We start from the raw sequence: 12,496 nt of genomic DNA, 5'->3' as shown, positions 1-12,496 counted from the left end.
CAACAAGGCGCCGCCGTCAGCGCCGCAGCTGCGCGCGCAGCGCGTCCAGCGTCATCACCTCGGCGTACTTCTGCTGCATGTCGAACAGGCTGGCCTCGTGCGGGCCGATGGCCCGGTCGCCGACGCAGTCGGCAACCACCACCGGCGCGAAGCCCCAGCACATCGCGTCGACCACGCTGGCACGCACGCACCCGCTGGTGACGCAGCCGGCCACCACCAGCGTACGCACGCCATGATGCGTGAGCCAGGGCGCCAGCGTGGTGCCGAAGAAGGCCGACGGTACGTTCTTGCGCACCACCAGTTCGCCCGCCCGCGGCGCCAGCGACGGCACGATGGCGCTCGCCGGCGTGTGCTCCTTGAGCGTGAGCATGCCGGGGATCTTGTCGCAGAACGTGTTCGCGTCGCTGTCGTCGTCGGCATAGACGATGCGGCTGTGCGCCACCGGCCACGCCTGCTCGCGCGCCAGCGCAAGCAGCTGCTGCGTGCGCTCTATGGCCGCCGGAATGTTGCCGCCGCCGAACACGGCCGGGTCGGCGAAGCCTTCGACGAAGTCCACCACCAGCAGGCCGAACGGCGCGCGCAGCGACAGCGCGGCGCCGAACCCCTGGCGGCCGTAGACGGCGGTATCTTCCGCATCATGCATGCGCGGCCTCCCTGGCGGCCTGAGCGCCGCCGGCCATGAGCGACTCGACCACGCGCCCGTCCTGCACGACCTCGACACCGTCCACCGCCACCGTGCAGCGGCGCATCGGAATGTCGATGTGGCAGGCCGTGGTGCGGTTGCCGCCAGCCTCGTTGTTCGGGCCCAGCGAGAACAGGAAGTTGCCGCTGACCGCGCGCGCGTCCATGCCGATCGTGCCCTCGCGGTCGTACAGGCCCAGCGTCGACCAGTAGGCGCGCTTCTGCAGGCCCCAGCCGATGTGCGAGATGGCGTAGGCCTCGGGATCGGCGAACGACTCGATGTATTCGCGCAGCATCTCCGCCTCCTGGCCGCCGTCGATGCGGGTGACGAAACCCTTCTCGACGGTCAGCGTGATGGGCTCGCCGACGTACGACTTCATGGGCAGCAGCACGTCGCCCTTCGCAAGCACGATGCGCCCGTGCGCCTGGCCTTCGTTCGGCCAGGTGAAGGCGAAGCCGCTCGGCCAGTGGTCCCAGCGGCCGGGCGCGTCGACGAAGCCGTACTCGGCGGTCAGCGGGTACTCGCCATAGGGGCAGCGCAGGTCGGTACCGGCGGCGGACGTCACGTGCATCTCACGGCCGGCCTTGAGCAGCGCCACGCCCGCCATGACGCGCTCGCGGTCCTCTGCGGTGGGCACCATGCGCAGCAGCACCTCGGGCGGCTCGACGGCCAGGAGGATCTTCGTGCCGGCCTGCAGGATCTCGTGCTGCTCCGGCGAGAACAGCAGCGTCATGAGGTCGAGCACCAGGTCGGACGCCTTGAGCGCCGCGATCGCCGGCGGGTTGCCGGTCAGCGGCGTGGTGCCCAGGTAGGCCAGCGGATCGCGGCTGAGCGCCTTGTCGCCGTTGACCGGCGGCAGGTCGAGCCGGCTGACGACGGCGCCCAGCATCGAGGCGGCGGTGACGGCGCAGCGCAGAGTCTGCGGATGGGTGTGGTCGCTGGTCAGCACGGTGACGGCGTCGCCGGCCTCGAGCCGGGACAACGTGAGCACCTGCGTCCAGGCGCGGATGAGGTCGGTATCACTGACGGCCATGGCAGTTCTCCAGGTCGAGGGGTTTCAATCGATGGGATGCCCGAGGAAGTCGCCGAAGGCGGCATGAAAGCCGGCTTCGTTGTCCCACGGGATCATGTGGCCGGCACCCTGCACGCGCCGCTCCTGAAGTGCCGGCAGCAGCGTGCGCAGCTCGTCGACGTCCGCCGGCAGCACCACGTCGCCCCGCTCGGCGGTCAGCAGCAGCATGGGCACGCGGATGCGCGCCACGTCGGCATGGATGTCGTCGGTCTGGAAGGCCTCGAAGCTGGCGACGATGGCGCGCTCGTCGCAGGTGTGCAGCCACTGCGCGCGCAGGCGCAGTTGTTCGTCCGACCAGGTCGGGCAGAAGGTGCGCATGTCCTCCAGCGAGATGCCGCGGCGCGCCATGCGGATGGAGTCCACGTACCACGGCAGCCGGGCCGGGTAGGGACGACGCCCGGGCCCGGACACCGGCGGGTCGACCGCGACCAGCCGCGTCAGCCCCGCTGGCCGCTGCGCCGCGGCGCGGATCGCGATGCGCCCGCCCATCGAATGACCGGCGTAGGCGAAGCGCTCCAGCCCGAGTTCGGCAGCGAAGGCGATGAGGTCCGCCGCCTGGGCGTCGAGGCTGTAGTCCAGTGTGTCGGACGCCTCGCTCAGGCCGCGCCCACGCACGTCGAGCACGTAGGTGTCGAAGTGCCGGCCGAAGCGCTCGGCCACGAAGCCCCAGGTGACCGCGGGGCTCGTGATGCCCGGCACCAGGACGACGGCGTCGCGGCTGGCGCACTGCGCCGCGCCCGGGCCGTAGCGCAGGTAGTGCTGGCGGATGCCGTTGGCGCGGACCTGCGCGCCGTACATGAAGGTGGACGCCGTCATGCCTTCGCTCCCGGGTAGGCGCCGGACAACAGCGCGCCGCCGCCGGGCACGACCGGATCGAGCCCGAGCTCGCGCAGCATGGCGTAGACGGTGGCCGCGGCGGCCGTCAGCACCGGCTTGCCGGTGGCGGCCTCGACCTGCGCGATGGCCGGCAGCGACGGCATCTGCACGCAGGCCGACAGGACGATGGCGTCCACCTCGCCGGTCGGCATGCCGGCGACGATGCCCGGCAGCCGCGCCGGGTCATGCCGGCCGACCTCGAGGTTGTCCGGAATCTCCAGCGCGCGCCAGTGCACCACCTCGAAGCCCTCGTGCTCGATGTAGTCGATGACCAGCTTCGTCAGCGGCACCATGTAGGGCGCCACCAGTGCGATGCGGCGCGCGCCGATGACGCGCAGGCCCTCGACCAGCGCGCCTGCGCTGCTCACCACCGGCGCCGCGCCCTGGTTGGCCGCCGTGACCGCGCCCAGCCGCGCCTGAGACTGGCGGTGGTAGCCGCGGCCCATGGCCATGATCGCCACCAGGCAGGCGTAGCCCAGCACGTCGACACGCGCGTCGCTCAGCTCGAGCGCGCAGCGGTCCGACTCGGCGTCCATCGCGGCCAGCTCCTCCTTGTTGACATGCTTCATGCGCATGCGCGCCGAATGGAAGGTGAAGCGCTCGGGGCGGATCTGCTCGCGCAGCCGCAGCATGGCCGGGATCTCCGTCTCCATCGTGGTGTTGGAGCTGGGGACGATCTGTCCGATCCGGAAGTGTGTCTTCATGTGCTCGTGCTCCCGTGCGTCAGGCCACCGCCTGCTCGGCGTCGAAGCGCTCGATGCAGCGCGTGGCGTCGTACTCGTAGACCCATTCGGCCTTGATGCCCACCGCATTGGGGTTCTGCGCCTGCTGGCGCTGCATCTCCAGGTCGCGCTGGCGCTGTTCCTCCGGGGTCGACAGGTGGTAGGTGCGGCCACGCTCGCGCGCCTCCAGCTGCACCCGCGCGGTGCGCGGGCGGCGCTCGGCCTCGTACGCGCGCAGCGCGGCCTCGACGTCCGGGCAGTGCGACAGCGCCGCGGCCAGGACATAGCCGTCCTCGATGGCCATGGCCGCGCCCTGCGAGAGGAAGGGCAGCATGGGGTGGGCCGCATCGCCGAGAAGCGTCACGCGGCCCTGCGACCAGGCCTGCATCGGGTCGCGGTCGAACAGGCCCCACTTGAAGGTCTGCGACGACTCGACGCGCTCGAACAGCGCGATGATGTTCGGGTGCCAGCCCTGGTAGGCCGCCAGCAGTTCCTCGCGGGTGCTCGGCTCGGTCCAGGATTCGGCCACCCACTCGGCGCTCTCGTTGACCGCCACGATGTTCACCGCGGCGCCGCCCTTGACGTAGTAGGTGACGATGTGCGCCTTGGGCCCCATCCAGAACGAGGCGTCGGGGCTCACGAACGGCAGCGGGTGCTGCGCCACCGGCACCAGTGCGCGCCAGCACATGTGGCCGGTGAAGCTGGCCTTCGACTGGCCCCACAGCGCGTCGCGCACCACCGAGTGGATGCCGTCGGCGCCGACGATCAGGTCCGCCTCGAAGCTGCTGCCGTCGGAAAAGCGCGCCGTGGCGCCGTGCGCGGTACGGTCGACGCCGACGCACTGGACGTTGAACCGCACGCGGTCGGCAGGAATGTCCTGGCACAGGATTGCGTGCACGTCGGCGCGGTGCACGTGGTAGAAGTCGGCGCCGAACAGGCGCGGGCAGATCTCGCGCAGCGGCGTGCGGAACAGCTCGCGCCCGGTGTCCCAGTTGCGTCCCACCATCGCCTCGGGCAGAAAGCCGACGCGGTCGAGCTGGTCGGCCAGGCCGAGGGCGCGCAGCACCTTGGCCGCATTGGGCGTGATCTGCACGCCGGCGCCGATCTCGCCGAACGCGCCCGCGCGTTCGAACAGGTACGCGTCTATGCCGCGCAGCCGCAGCGCGCGCGCCAGCGCGACTCCGCCGATGCCGGCGCCGACGATACCGACCTTGAGCGTCTTGTTCATGTGTCTTCAGCCTTTCTTCGTTCCGGCTATCGCGAACCGGATAAATAAACGATCAATTAATTAATGAATGGGACTCGAGGGGAGGAGCAAAGGCGGCGCGCCCGGCGCTGCCGCCTCGCCCGTTCAGCCGCCGAGGTAGGCGTTGAGCAATGCCGTGTCGCGCAGCAGTTCGGCGGCCGGCCGCTCGGCGACGATGCGGCCCGTCTCGTACACGTAGGCCCGCTGCGCCACCGACAGCGCGTTGTGCACGTTCTGCTCGACCAGCAGCACCGTCACGCCGTGGGCATGGATCTCGCGCACGAAGTCGAACACCTCCTGCGCCATGCGCGGGCTCAGGCCCAGGCTGGGCTCGTCCAGGAGCAGCAGCGACGGCTCCGACATGAGCGCGCGGCCGATGGCGAGCATCTGCTGCTCGCCGCCGCTGAGCGTCCCCGCCAGTTGCCTGTGGCGCTCCTTGAGCCGCGGAAAGCGCGCGTAGACCTTCTCGAGTCTCTCGTCGATGCCCGCGCGCGACTTGCACAGGTAGGCACCCAGCGCCAGGTTCTCCTGCACCGTCATCGCCGGCCAGACGTGGCGCTCCTCGGGCGACTGGGCAATGCCCTGCCCGACGATGCGGTCCGCCGGCAGACCGCCGATCGGCCTGCCCTTGAACAGGATGTCGCCGCGGGTCGGCTTGAGCAGGCCGGAGATGGCGCGCAAGGTGGTGCTCTTGCCGGCGCCGTTGGCACCGATGAGCGCCACCACCTCGCCCGGTGCGATGGCCAGGTCGACGCCGTGCAGCGCCGCCGTCTTGCCGTAGCTCACGTGCAGCTGCCTGAGTTCGAGCAGTGCGCCCTGCGCCGGGGCTGCCGCCTGCGGCGCGGCCGGCCGGTCCAGCACGGCACTCATACCGCCGCCTCCCGGCCCAGGTAGGCCTCCACCACGCGTGGATCGCCCTGGACTTGCGCCGGCGAGCCTTCGGCGAGCTTCTCGCCGAAGTGCATGACCACGACGCGGTCCGACACCGCCATCACCAATCCCATGTTGTGCTCCACGATCAGGACCGACTCCACCAGCCGGCCCGGCAGGGTTCGAAGAATGTCGCCGAAGGCGCGCGCCTCCTGGCTGTTGAGCCCGGCGGCCGGCTCGTCGAGCATCAGCACGCGCGGCTTCGCGGCCAGGGCCAGCGCCACCTCGAGCAGGCGCAGCTCGCCGCACGACAGGATGGACGCGGGCGTGTCCATCCGGTGCGCCAGGCCCATGGTCTCGACGATGCGCGCGGCGCTGTCGCGCACCGCGGCCTCGGCCTCGCGCACGCGCCGTCCCGGGAAGAACGTCCGCCACAGCGACTGCCGCGCCTCCAGGTAGTGCCCCGTGAGCACGTTCTCGAACACCGTGAGCGACTTGAGGATGTTGGTCTTCTGGAAGCTGCGCACGATGCCGCGGCGCGCCATCCTGAAGGGCTTGTCGCCCGTCACGTCGGCGCCGCCGTAGCTCACCCGGCCGCCAGTGGGCGTGTAGAAGCCGGTGATCAGGTTGAAGCAGGTCGTCTTGCCGGCCCCGTTCGGGCCGATCAGGCCCACGATCTCGCCCGGGCGGACGTCGAAGCTGATGTCCTTGACCGCGTGGATGCCGCCGAACGACTTGCTCAGGCCCCGCACTTCGAGCGTGGCGGGCGGCGCCATGGCCAGCGCGGCGTTCATGCGGGCCTCCCGGCGGGCGTGGGCGCGGCCTGGCCGGCGCGCGGTGCCGCGGGCGGGTTGGACGCCCCGGGCGCGCCGGAGGCACCGCCCGATGCCGCCAGGCGGCGCTCGCGGCGCCGGCCCGCGAAGCCCATCAGGCCCTGTGGCAGGAACAGCACGATGGCGATGACGGCCAGGCCGAAGATCGACAGGCGCAGCTCCTTGGCCTCGCGCAGGTACTCCTCGAGAAAGGTCACGAGCAAGGCGCCGATCAGCGGCCCCAGCAGCGTGCCCTTGCCACCGATCAGCACCATGATGATCATGCTGACCATGAAGGCGAAGCGGAACATCTCCGGCCCCACGAAGGAGATGTAGTGCGCATAGAAGCCGCCGGCCATGCCCGAGAGAAAGGCGCCGAGCACCAGCGCCAGCATCGAGTACGTGAGCGGCCGCACGCCGATGGACTGGGCCACGTAGCGGTTCTCGCGGATGGCCACCGCCGCGCGCCCCGCGTTCGAGTGCACGAAGCGGTAGGACAGGTACAGCGAAACCGCCAGCAGTGCCCATGCCACCGCGTAGTAGAAGTGCTTGCCGGCCAGGTTGCCGGCGTCCGCCAGCATGGCCGGCTGCGGCACGCCGGCAATGCCCATCGGGCCGTTGGTCAGGCCGATCCAGTTGTCCGCCACCAGGCGCAGCACCTCGGCGAACGACAGCGTCACGATCACGAAGAACGGGCCCTGCAGGCGCAGCGTGATCGCCCCGATGAGCGCGCCCATGACGGCGGCCAGCACGCCGGCCACCGGCACGGTCAGCCACATCGGCCAGCCGTGCTGCGTCGACAGGATGGCCGCGGCATACGCGCCGGTGCCCAGGAAGGCGGTGTGGCCCAGCGAGAACTCGCCGACGTAGCCCACCACCAGGTTGAGCGACGTGGCCAGCACTGCGTAGAAGAGCACCATGATGGCGATGTGCAGGACGTACTGGTCATGCACCACGAAGGGCACCAGCGCCGCCAGCGCCAGGAAGCCCAGCAAACCGTTGCGTTCGAATCTCATGCTCGCTCCGCGCTTCTGGAGAACAGCCCGTACGGGCGGAAGACGAGGGTCAGGATCACCAGCGCGAAGCCGATGATGTCGACCCAGCCGGTGGCGACGTATCCGCCCCACAGCGCCTCGGCCACGCCCAGCAGCAGGCCGCCCGCGATGGCGCCGGCAAAGCTGCCCATGCCGCCGAGGATGACGACGACGAAGGCCTTCATGCTCACCAGCCCGCCCACCGACACCTGCGCCGAGTAGATCGAGCCCAGCAGCATGCCGGCCATCGACGCGATGACGGTGCCCATGGCGAACGTGGCGGCGTACACGTTGGCGGTGCGGATGCCCACCAGCCGCGCGGCCATCGGGTCCTGGAAGGTGGCGCGCATGGCGCGGCCCAGCCGGGTCTTGTGGATGGTCAGCCACGAGGCCACGATCAGCAACGCGCACACCGCCACGGCGAACAGCCTGAGCTTGGTCAGCACGATCGGGCCGAAGAACGCCGGCGACGCCGCGATCGGCGCCTCGACCTTGAGCGGCGCGGTGCCGACGGCCAGCAGCGCCGTGTTGGCCAGGAAGATCGACAGGCCGATGGTCAGCAAAATGCCGGCCTCCTCGCCCTGGTCGCGGATGCGCTCGATGAGGAAGCGGTCGACCAGCCAGCCGAAGGCGCCCATCACCACCGCCACCAGCAGCAGGCCGGTGAAGAAGTCCAGGCCCAGGCGGGTGGTGGCCCACCAGCCCATCACGCCGCCGAGCATGTAGAGCTCGCCATGCGCGAAGTTGACGACCCGCATCAGCCCGAGGATGAGGGTCAGGCCCAGCGCCGACAGCGCATAGAACGAGCCCGTGACGAGCCCGTTGGCCAGATATTGCAGCAGCAGATCCATGGAAGGACTTCCTGCCGCGCTCAGGGCTTTTCGGTGGGCGCTTCGGCCACCACCTTGGGCTCCTTGCCGACGATCTGCACCAGCACGACGTCGAAACCGTAGCCCTCGCCCTTTTCGCTGAAGCGATAGCGGCCGTTGGGCGCCTGGTAGTCGGTCTTGCGCAGCGCGTCGCGAATCGCCTCGGGCTCGGCCTTGCCGGCGCGGCCGACGGCTTCCATCAGGATGTTCAGCGCGTTGTAGCCGGCGGCGCCGTACTTGCCGGGCTTTTCCTTGTTGGCCGCGGCGTACGCCTTGACGAACGCGCCGTTGCGCTCGCCGGGCATGCTCGACGCGTACGGCACGGCGGCATAGATGCCTTCGGATGCCTCGCCGGTCAGGCCGATGAAGTCGGACGTGGCCCACGAGCCGACGCCGAAGATCTTGGTGTTGAGCCCGAACTCCTTGAACTGCTTGACGAGGATCGAGCCGTCCTGCGTTTCCGCCGCCACGAACACGCCGTCCGGCTTGGCCGCGCGCAGCTTGGTCAGCAGCGTGTAGAAGTCGGTGGCACCGTGGTCGAAATATTCCTTCATCACGGTCTTCACGCCGTGGGCAGCCATGTCCTTGGAGAAGTCCTCCACGCCGCCGCGGCCCCAGTCGTCGTTGACGCCGATGTACGCCACCGACTTGAGCTGCAGCTTCTCGGCCAGGATCTTGCTGAAGGTCGAGGACATGAGGCGGTCGGTCTCGGCCGAGCGGAAGAAGTACTGCATGCCCTTGTCGGTCAGGTCCGCCTTGGACGACACGCCGGTGAGCAGCGGCACCTTGTACTTCTCGGCCACCGGCATGACCGCGGCTGTGGCGGAACTGCAGAAGGCGCCGGCCACCGCCACCACCTTGTCGCGCTGGATGAGTTTCTCGGCCGCGTTGACGGAGTTGGCGGGGCGGCACTGGCCGTCCTCGATCACCAACTCGATCTTCCTGCCGCCGACGCCGCCGGCGGCATTGCGCTGCTCCACGGCCAGCTTGGCGCCGGCGACGAAGGCCTGCCCGTTGTAGGCGACCGAGCCGGTCAGCGGCTGGATGACGCCGATCTTCACGCTTTCCTGCGCGGCGGCGGTCAGGCACAGGGTGGGCAGCGCAAGGGCCGCGACGAGAGGTTTCCAAGAGAAGGTCATGCAATGCTCCAGAAGGAAGCCGGCGCGTTGCCGGCACATTAATTAGCCACTCAATTAATTTATCTCGCGAGTCTATGGCCGATGGGACCGGCCACAACCGGTACTAACCCCGAGAAATTAATTGATCACTCAGTTAGCAAACTGTGTGCCAGCGGCGTCGACTCTTCTCGGTGCACGCCACCGGCTTCGAGGCTGCGCGCACGACAATGCCCGCGAGAACTTCCATGCCCCGCAAAAAAGGACACCACTGCGTCTATGTCGTCGAGCTCGACGACCGCGTCTGGAACCACGCCCGCTTTCGCCGCGCCAACCCCGACTGGCAGCTGGGCCGCCCCTTCGTGTACGTCGGCATGACCGGGCTCGACCCCGACCTGCGCTTCGACAAGCACAAGGCCGGCATCCAGGCTAACACGTACGTGCGCGACTACGGCCTGCGCCTGCTCCCGCCGCTGTACGAGCGCTTCAACCCGATGCCCTACGAACGGGCGCGCGAGATGGAAGTGGAACTGGGCATCGCCTTGCGCGCGAAGGGCTACGGCGTCTGGCAGGGTTGAGGCCGCTGCGCCACGTCAGCCCGCGGGCGCAGGGCCGGCGTTGACCGCCAGCTGCGCCGCGAACGCCCGCTGGTACGCCGGCCGCGCTTCGCCGCGGGCGACATACGCGGCCAGGCCCGGAAACTCGTCCAGCAGGCCGGACGGCCTGGCCCGCAGCAGCACCGACACCATCAGCAGGTCGCCCGCGCTGAAGCCGCCGTCCAGCCAGTCGCCGCCACCCAGGCGGTCGGCCAGCTGTGCCAGCCGGGCCCGCACCCGGTCCTGGACGATGGGCAGGCGCTCGGCCTTCCACGGCTTGTCGCCCTCCAGCAGCTTGACGGTGACCAGTTCGAGAATGGGCGGCTCGACCGTGTTGAGCGCCGCGAACATCCACATGATGGCGCGCGCCCTCGCGTTGGCATCGGCGGGGAGCAGGCCCGGGCGGCGCTCGGCGATGTGCAACACGATGGCGCCGGTCTCGAACAGCGCGAGATCGCCTTCTTCGTAGGTCGGGATCTGCCCGAAGGGATGCAGCGCCAGGTGCGCGGCCTCCTTCATCGCGCGGAAGGACACCAGGCGGACCTCGTAGGGCAGGCCGGCTTCCGTCAGTGCGCATGCTCGACAGGATTCTCCCGGCCCGCCTGCTGCCCGAGCTGCTCGGCAAGCCCGATGAGAATGCCCTCGGGGCCGCGGACATAGCACAGCCGGTAGATGTCCTGGTACCGGACCACCTCGCCCACGAGCTTCGCCCCGCGGCCGGCAAGCCGGGCGAGCGTGTCGTCGATGTCATCCACGGCGAACATGACGCGCAGATAGCCGAGGGCATTGACCGGCGCGCCGCGATGATCGGCAACCACCGGCGGCGCGAGGAAGCGGGACAGCTCCAACCGACTGTGACCGTCGGGCGTGCGCATCATGGCGATCTCGACGCGCATGCCGCGCAAGCCGGTGACGCCGTCGGCCCACTCGCCTTGGATCGGGGCGCGCCCCTCGAGTTCGAGCCCCAACTCCACGAAGAACGCGATGGCGGCATCGAGGTCTTCCACCACGATGCCGACGTTGTCCATGCGCTTGACCGTCATCGATGTCTCCTTGGCGCGCGGCCGGTTGCGCGCGGCTCGGCTTTCAATCCCTGGCCAGGCGCACTGTAGCGCGAGCGTGCGGCACGGCGCTCGCACACCGCGTGCGCGAGCCCGCCGCCCCGATCAGCAGGCAGCGCTGCCGGCCATCGCCCGCGCGCCGCTGGCCGCGACCTGAGCATCCTGGGTGGACTGCATTCCCGAGACGCCGATCGCGCCCACCAGGCGCCCCTCGACCAGCAAGGGGAGCCCGCCCTCGAGCGGGCAGGCGCCGAGCGTCGCCAGCAAGCGGAGATTGATGCCGCCCGCCGTCAGCGCGTCCTCGAAGGCCTTGGTCGGCCGCTTGAACTTCACGACACTCTCTGCCTTGGCCTGCGCGATCGGGACGCTCCCGGTCTGCGCATGGTCCATCTTGTGCAGCACGACGAGGTTGGCCGCACTGTCCATGACGGCAATCACCATCGGCCAGCCGGCCGCCGTCGCCTCGGCTTCGGCCGCTGCCGCAACCTTGCGCGCAAGCTCGAGCGACAAGGGTGGGCCGTATGGAATGATCTGGGACGCTGAACTCATTTCGAGATACCTGCAAGTGGATGAAGTGGCCGATGCTAGGAATCGGCGGCCCGCTTGCCTATTCCTGATTTCTTCGCATCTGCTGTGCACAAATCGACCGGCCAAGTTCCCGCTTCCCCACTTCAAGGCGCGTCCACCTGGGACGACGTGCGCTTCTTTCTGGCCGTGGCGCGCGAGGGCAGCCTCTCGGGTGCCGCCAGAACACTGCGCGTCGAGCACTCCACCGTGGCGCGCCGTGTCGGCGCCCTGGAGTCGGGCCTGGGCGTGCGCCTGTTCGACAGGCTTCCGCGCCGCTGGACGTTGACCCGCGAAGGCGATGCGCTGATCGAGCCGGCGGAGCGCCTCGAGCGCGAAGCACTGGCCTTCGATCGCGCCGCCAGCTCGACCGCGAACCTGCACGGGACGGTCCGCATCTCGGCGCCGCCGGTGTTCGCCAGCCAGTTCCTCGTTCCGCTCCTGGCCGCGCGAATGGATCGATGGAAGGGCATCGACCTGGACCTGCACGGCGAAGTCCGCACCGCCAATCTCCATCGTCTGGAGGCCGATCTTTCGCTGCGCTTCATGCGTCCCGTCGAACCGGGTCTTGCCGCGCGCAAGGTGGGCGAGCTCGGCTTCAGGCTCTACGCGGCGCCGGCGTGGCGCGAGCGCCCCGAGGCCGATTGGCGCTTCCTGGGCTACGGCGATTCACTCAACGACGTGCCGCACCAGAAGCTGCTCGCGCGCCTGGCCGGCGATCGGCCGTTCGTCCTGCGCAGCAACGACCTTGCCGCCGTGCATCGCGCATGCCGCGCCGGCATGGGGCTCGCGATGCTTCCGGTCTTCCTGGCGCGGCCCGATGAAGGGCTGGTCGAGATGGAAGGCGCCCCGCTGCCGCCGCCGCGCGAGATCTGGTGCGTCGTCCACCCCGACGTCCGTCGCTCGCCGCGCGTGCGGCTGATGGTGGATCTCGTCGCCGAACTGATCGGGGAGAACGCGGCAGCGCTGGCCTGACG

General features: G+C 69.7%; 14 protein-coding genes and 1 pseudogene. 2 read left to right on the top strand and 13 right to left on the bottom strand.

The window, feature by feature from the left end; genetic code table 11:
• Positions 1 to 16: 16 nt before the first annotated feature.
• From VES41_RS06940 to VES41_RS06895, 10 genes are all read right to left on the bottom strand, one after another.
• The gene (locus tag VES41_RS06940) at positions 17 to 643 is read right to left on the bottom strand and encodes an isochorismatase family protein (RefSeq protein ID WP_324814689.1); all 627 of its coding nucleotides are present in this window, start codon (positions 641 to 643) and stop codon (positions 17 to 19) included.
• Positions 636 to 1,715: a 2,5-dihydroxypyridine 5,6-dioxygenase gene (locus VES41_RS06935; protein ID WP_324814688.1), complete on the bottom strand. Its 1,080-nt coding sequence runs from the start codon at positions 1,713 to 1,715 to the stop codon at positions 636 to 638. The genes VES41_RS06940 and VES41_RS06935 overlap by 8 nt, the downstream gene beginning before the upstream one ends.
• A 24-nt stretch (positions 1,716 to 1,739) precedes the next feature.
• Positions 1,740 to 2,570, bottom strand: coding sequence for an alpha/beta hydrolase (locus VES41_RS06930; RefSeq protein WP_324814686.1), 831 nt, complete (start codon positions 2,568 to 2,570; stop codon positions 1,740 to 1,742).
• Positions 2,567 to 3,283 carry an Asp/Glu racemase gene (locus VES41_RS06925; RefSeq protein WP_324815023.1) on the bottom strand — a complete coding sequence of 239 codons (717 nt, stop codon included), beginning with the start codon at positions 3,281 to 3,283 and terminating at the stop codon, positions 2,567 to 2,569. The genes VES41_RS06930 and VES41_RS06925 overlap by 4 nt, the downstream gene beginning before the upstream one ends.
• 70 nt (positions 3,284 to 3,353) lie before the next feature.
• Positions 3,354 to 4,580, bottom strand: coding sequence for an FAD-dependent monooxygenase (locus VES41_RS06920; protein WP_324814684.1), 1,227 nt, complete (start codon positions 4,578 to 4,580; stop codon positions 3,354 to 3,356).
• Between the two features lie 123 nt (positions 4,581 to 4,703).
• Positions 4,704 to 5,468, bottom strand: a complete 765-nt coding sequence (locus VES41_RS06915; RefSeq protein WP_324814682.1) for an ABC transporter ATP-binding protein — start codon at positions 5,466 to 5,468, stop codon at positions 4,704 to 4,706.
• On the bottom strand, positions 5,465 to 6,262 hold the full coding sequence (locus VES41_RS06910) for an ABC transporter ATP-binding protein (protein WP_324814680.1): 798 nt from the start codon (positions 6,260 to 6,262) through the stop codon (positions 5,465 to 5,467). The genes VES41_RS06915 and VES41_RS06910 overlap by 4 nt, the downstream gene beginning before the upstream one ends.
• Entirely contained in the window at positions 6,259 to 7,296 is a 1,038-nt protein-coding gene (locus tag VES41_RS06905; protein ID WP_324814678.1) for a branched-chain amino acid ABC transporter permease, read from the bottom strand. The genes VES41_RS06910 and VES41_RS06905 overlap by 4 nt, the downstream gene beginning before the upstream one ends.
• On the bottom strand, positions 7,293 to 8,165 hold the full coding sequence (locus VES41_RS06900; RefSeq protein ID WP_324814676.1) for a branched-chain amino acid ABC transporter permease: 873 nt from the start codon (positions 8,163 to 8,165) through the stop codon (positions 7,293 to 7,295). Before VES41_RS06900 ends, VES41_RS06905 begins: the two co-directional genes overlap by 4 nt.
• Positions 8,166 to 8,185: 20 nt before the next feature.
• Positions 8,186 to 9,322, bottom strand: coding sequence for an ABC transporter substrate-binding protein (locus VES41_RS06895; RefSeq protein WP_324814673.1), 1,137 nt, complete (start codon positions 9,320 to 9,322; stop codon positions 8,186 to 8,188).
• Positions 9,323 to 9,546: 224 nt separating this feature from the next.
• Here VES41_RS06895 and VES41_RS06890 point away from each other — a divergent pair, with 224 nt between their 5' ends.
• Entirely contained in the window at positions 9,547 to 9,876 is a 330-nt protein-coding gene (locus VES41_RS06890; RefSeq protein WP_324814671.1) for a hypothetical protein, read from the top strand.
• 15 nt (positions 9,877 to 9,891) lie between these two features.
• Here VES41_RS06890 and VES41_RS06885 read toward each other — a convergent pair.
• The 3 genes and pseudogenes from VES41_RS06885 to VES41_RS06875 form a co-directional block, all read right to left on the bottom strand.
• Positions 9,892 to 10,467 (bottom strand): annotated as a pseudogene (locus VES41_RS06885) (glutathione S-transferase family protein); the annotation flags it as partial.
• On the bottom strand, positions 10,461 to 10,937 hold the full coding sequence (locus VES41_RS06880) for a VOC family protein (RefSeq protein WP_324814669.1): 477 nt from the start codon (positions 10,935 to 10,937) through the stop codon (positions 10,461 to 10,463). The gene VES41_RS06880 and the pseudogene VES41_RS06885, both read right to left, overlap by 7 nt.
• Positions 10,938 to 11,060: 123 nt before the next feature.
• Positions 11,061 to 11,465 carry a heme-binding protein gene (locus VES41_RS06875; RefSeq protein ID WP_324814667.1) on the bottom strand — a complete coding sequence of 135 codons (405 nt, stop codon included), beginning with the start codon at positions 11,463 to 11,465 and terminating at the stop codon, positions 11,061 to 11,063.
• Positions 11,466 to 11,588: 123 nt separating this feature from the next.
• On the opposite strand from VES41_RS06875, the gene VES41_RS06870 reads away from it, so the two are divergent.
• The gene (locus tag VES41_RS06870; RefSeq protein ID WP_324814664.1) at positions 11,589 to 12,494 is read left to right on the top strand and encodes a LysR family transcriptional regulator; all 906 of its coding nucleotides are present in this window, start codon (positions 11,589 to 11,591) and stop codon (positions 12,492 to 12,494) included.
• Positions 12,495 to 12,496 lie beyond the last annotated feature (2 nt).

It is taken from the genome of Variovorax sp., from assembly GCF_035634955.1.
GTDB lineage: Bacteria > Pseudomonadota > Gammaproteobacteria > Burkholderiales > Burkholderiaceae_C > Variovorax.
Note: the sequence above shows the minus strand (reverse complement) of the source record. Positions and strands in the feature narration are given on the sequence as shown.

Excerpts from the sequence above, each read along its gene's own strand:
- VES41_RS06915 (WP_324814682.1), bottom strand. The coding sequence starts at position 5,468 with ATGAGTGCCGTGCTGGACCGGCCGGCCGCGCCGCAGGCGGCAGCCCCG.
- VES41_RS06925 (WP_324815023.1), bottom strand. The coding sequence starts at position 3,283 with ATGGAGACGGAGATCCCGGCCATGCTGCGGCTGCGCGAGCAGATCCGC.
- VES41_RS06935 (WP_324814688.1), bottom strand. The coding sequence starts at position 1,715 with ATGGCCGTCAGTGATACCGACCTCATCCGCGCCTGGACGCAGGTGCTC.
- VES41_RS06910 (WP_324814680.1), bottom strand. The coding sequence starts at position 6,262 with ATGAACGCCGCGCTGGCCATGGCGCCGCCCGCCACGCTCGAAGTGCGG.
- VES41_RS06900 (WP_324814676.1), bottom strand. The coding sequence starts at position 8,165 with ATGGATCTGCTGCTGCAATATCTGGCCAACGGGCTCGTCACGGGCTCG.
- VES41_RS06905 (WP_324814678.1), bottom strand. The coding sequence starts at position 7,296 with ATGAGATTCGAACGCAACGGTTTGCTGGGCTTCCTGGCGCTGGCGGCG.
- VES41_RS06895 (WP_324814673.1), bottom strand. The coding sequence starts at position 9,322 with ATGACCTTCTCTTGGAAACCTCTCGTCGCGGCCCTTGCGCTGCCCACC.
- VES41_RS06930 (WP_324814686.1), bottom strand. The coding sequence starts at position 2,570 with ATGACGGCGTCCACCTTCATGTACGGCGCGCAGGTCCGCGCCAACGGC.
- VES41_RS06890 (WP_324814671.1), top strand. The coding sequence starts at position 9,547 with ATGCCCCGCAAAAAAGGACACCACTGCGTCTATGTCGTCGAGCTCGAC.
- VES41_RS06920 (WP_324814684.1), bottom strand. The coding sequence starts at position 4,580 with ATGAACAAGACGCTCAAGGTCGGTATCGTCGGCGCCGGCATCGGCGGA.
- VES41_RS06880 (WP_324814669.1), bottom strand. The coding sequence starts at position 10,937 with ATGACGGTCAAGCGCATGGACAACGTCGGCATCGTGGTGGAAGACCTC.
- VES41_RS06940 (WP_324814689.1), bottom strand. The coding sequence starts at position 643 with ATGCATGATGCGGAAGATACCGCCGTCTACGGCCGCCAGGGGTTCGGC.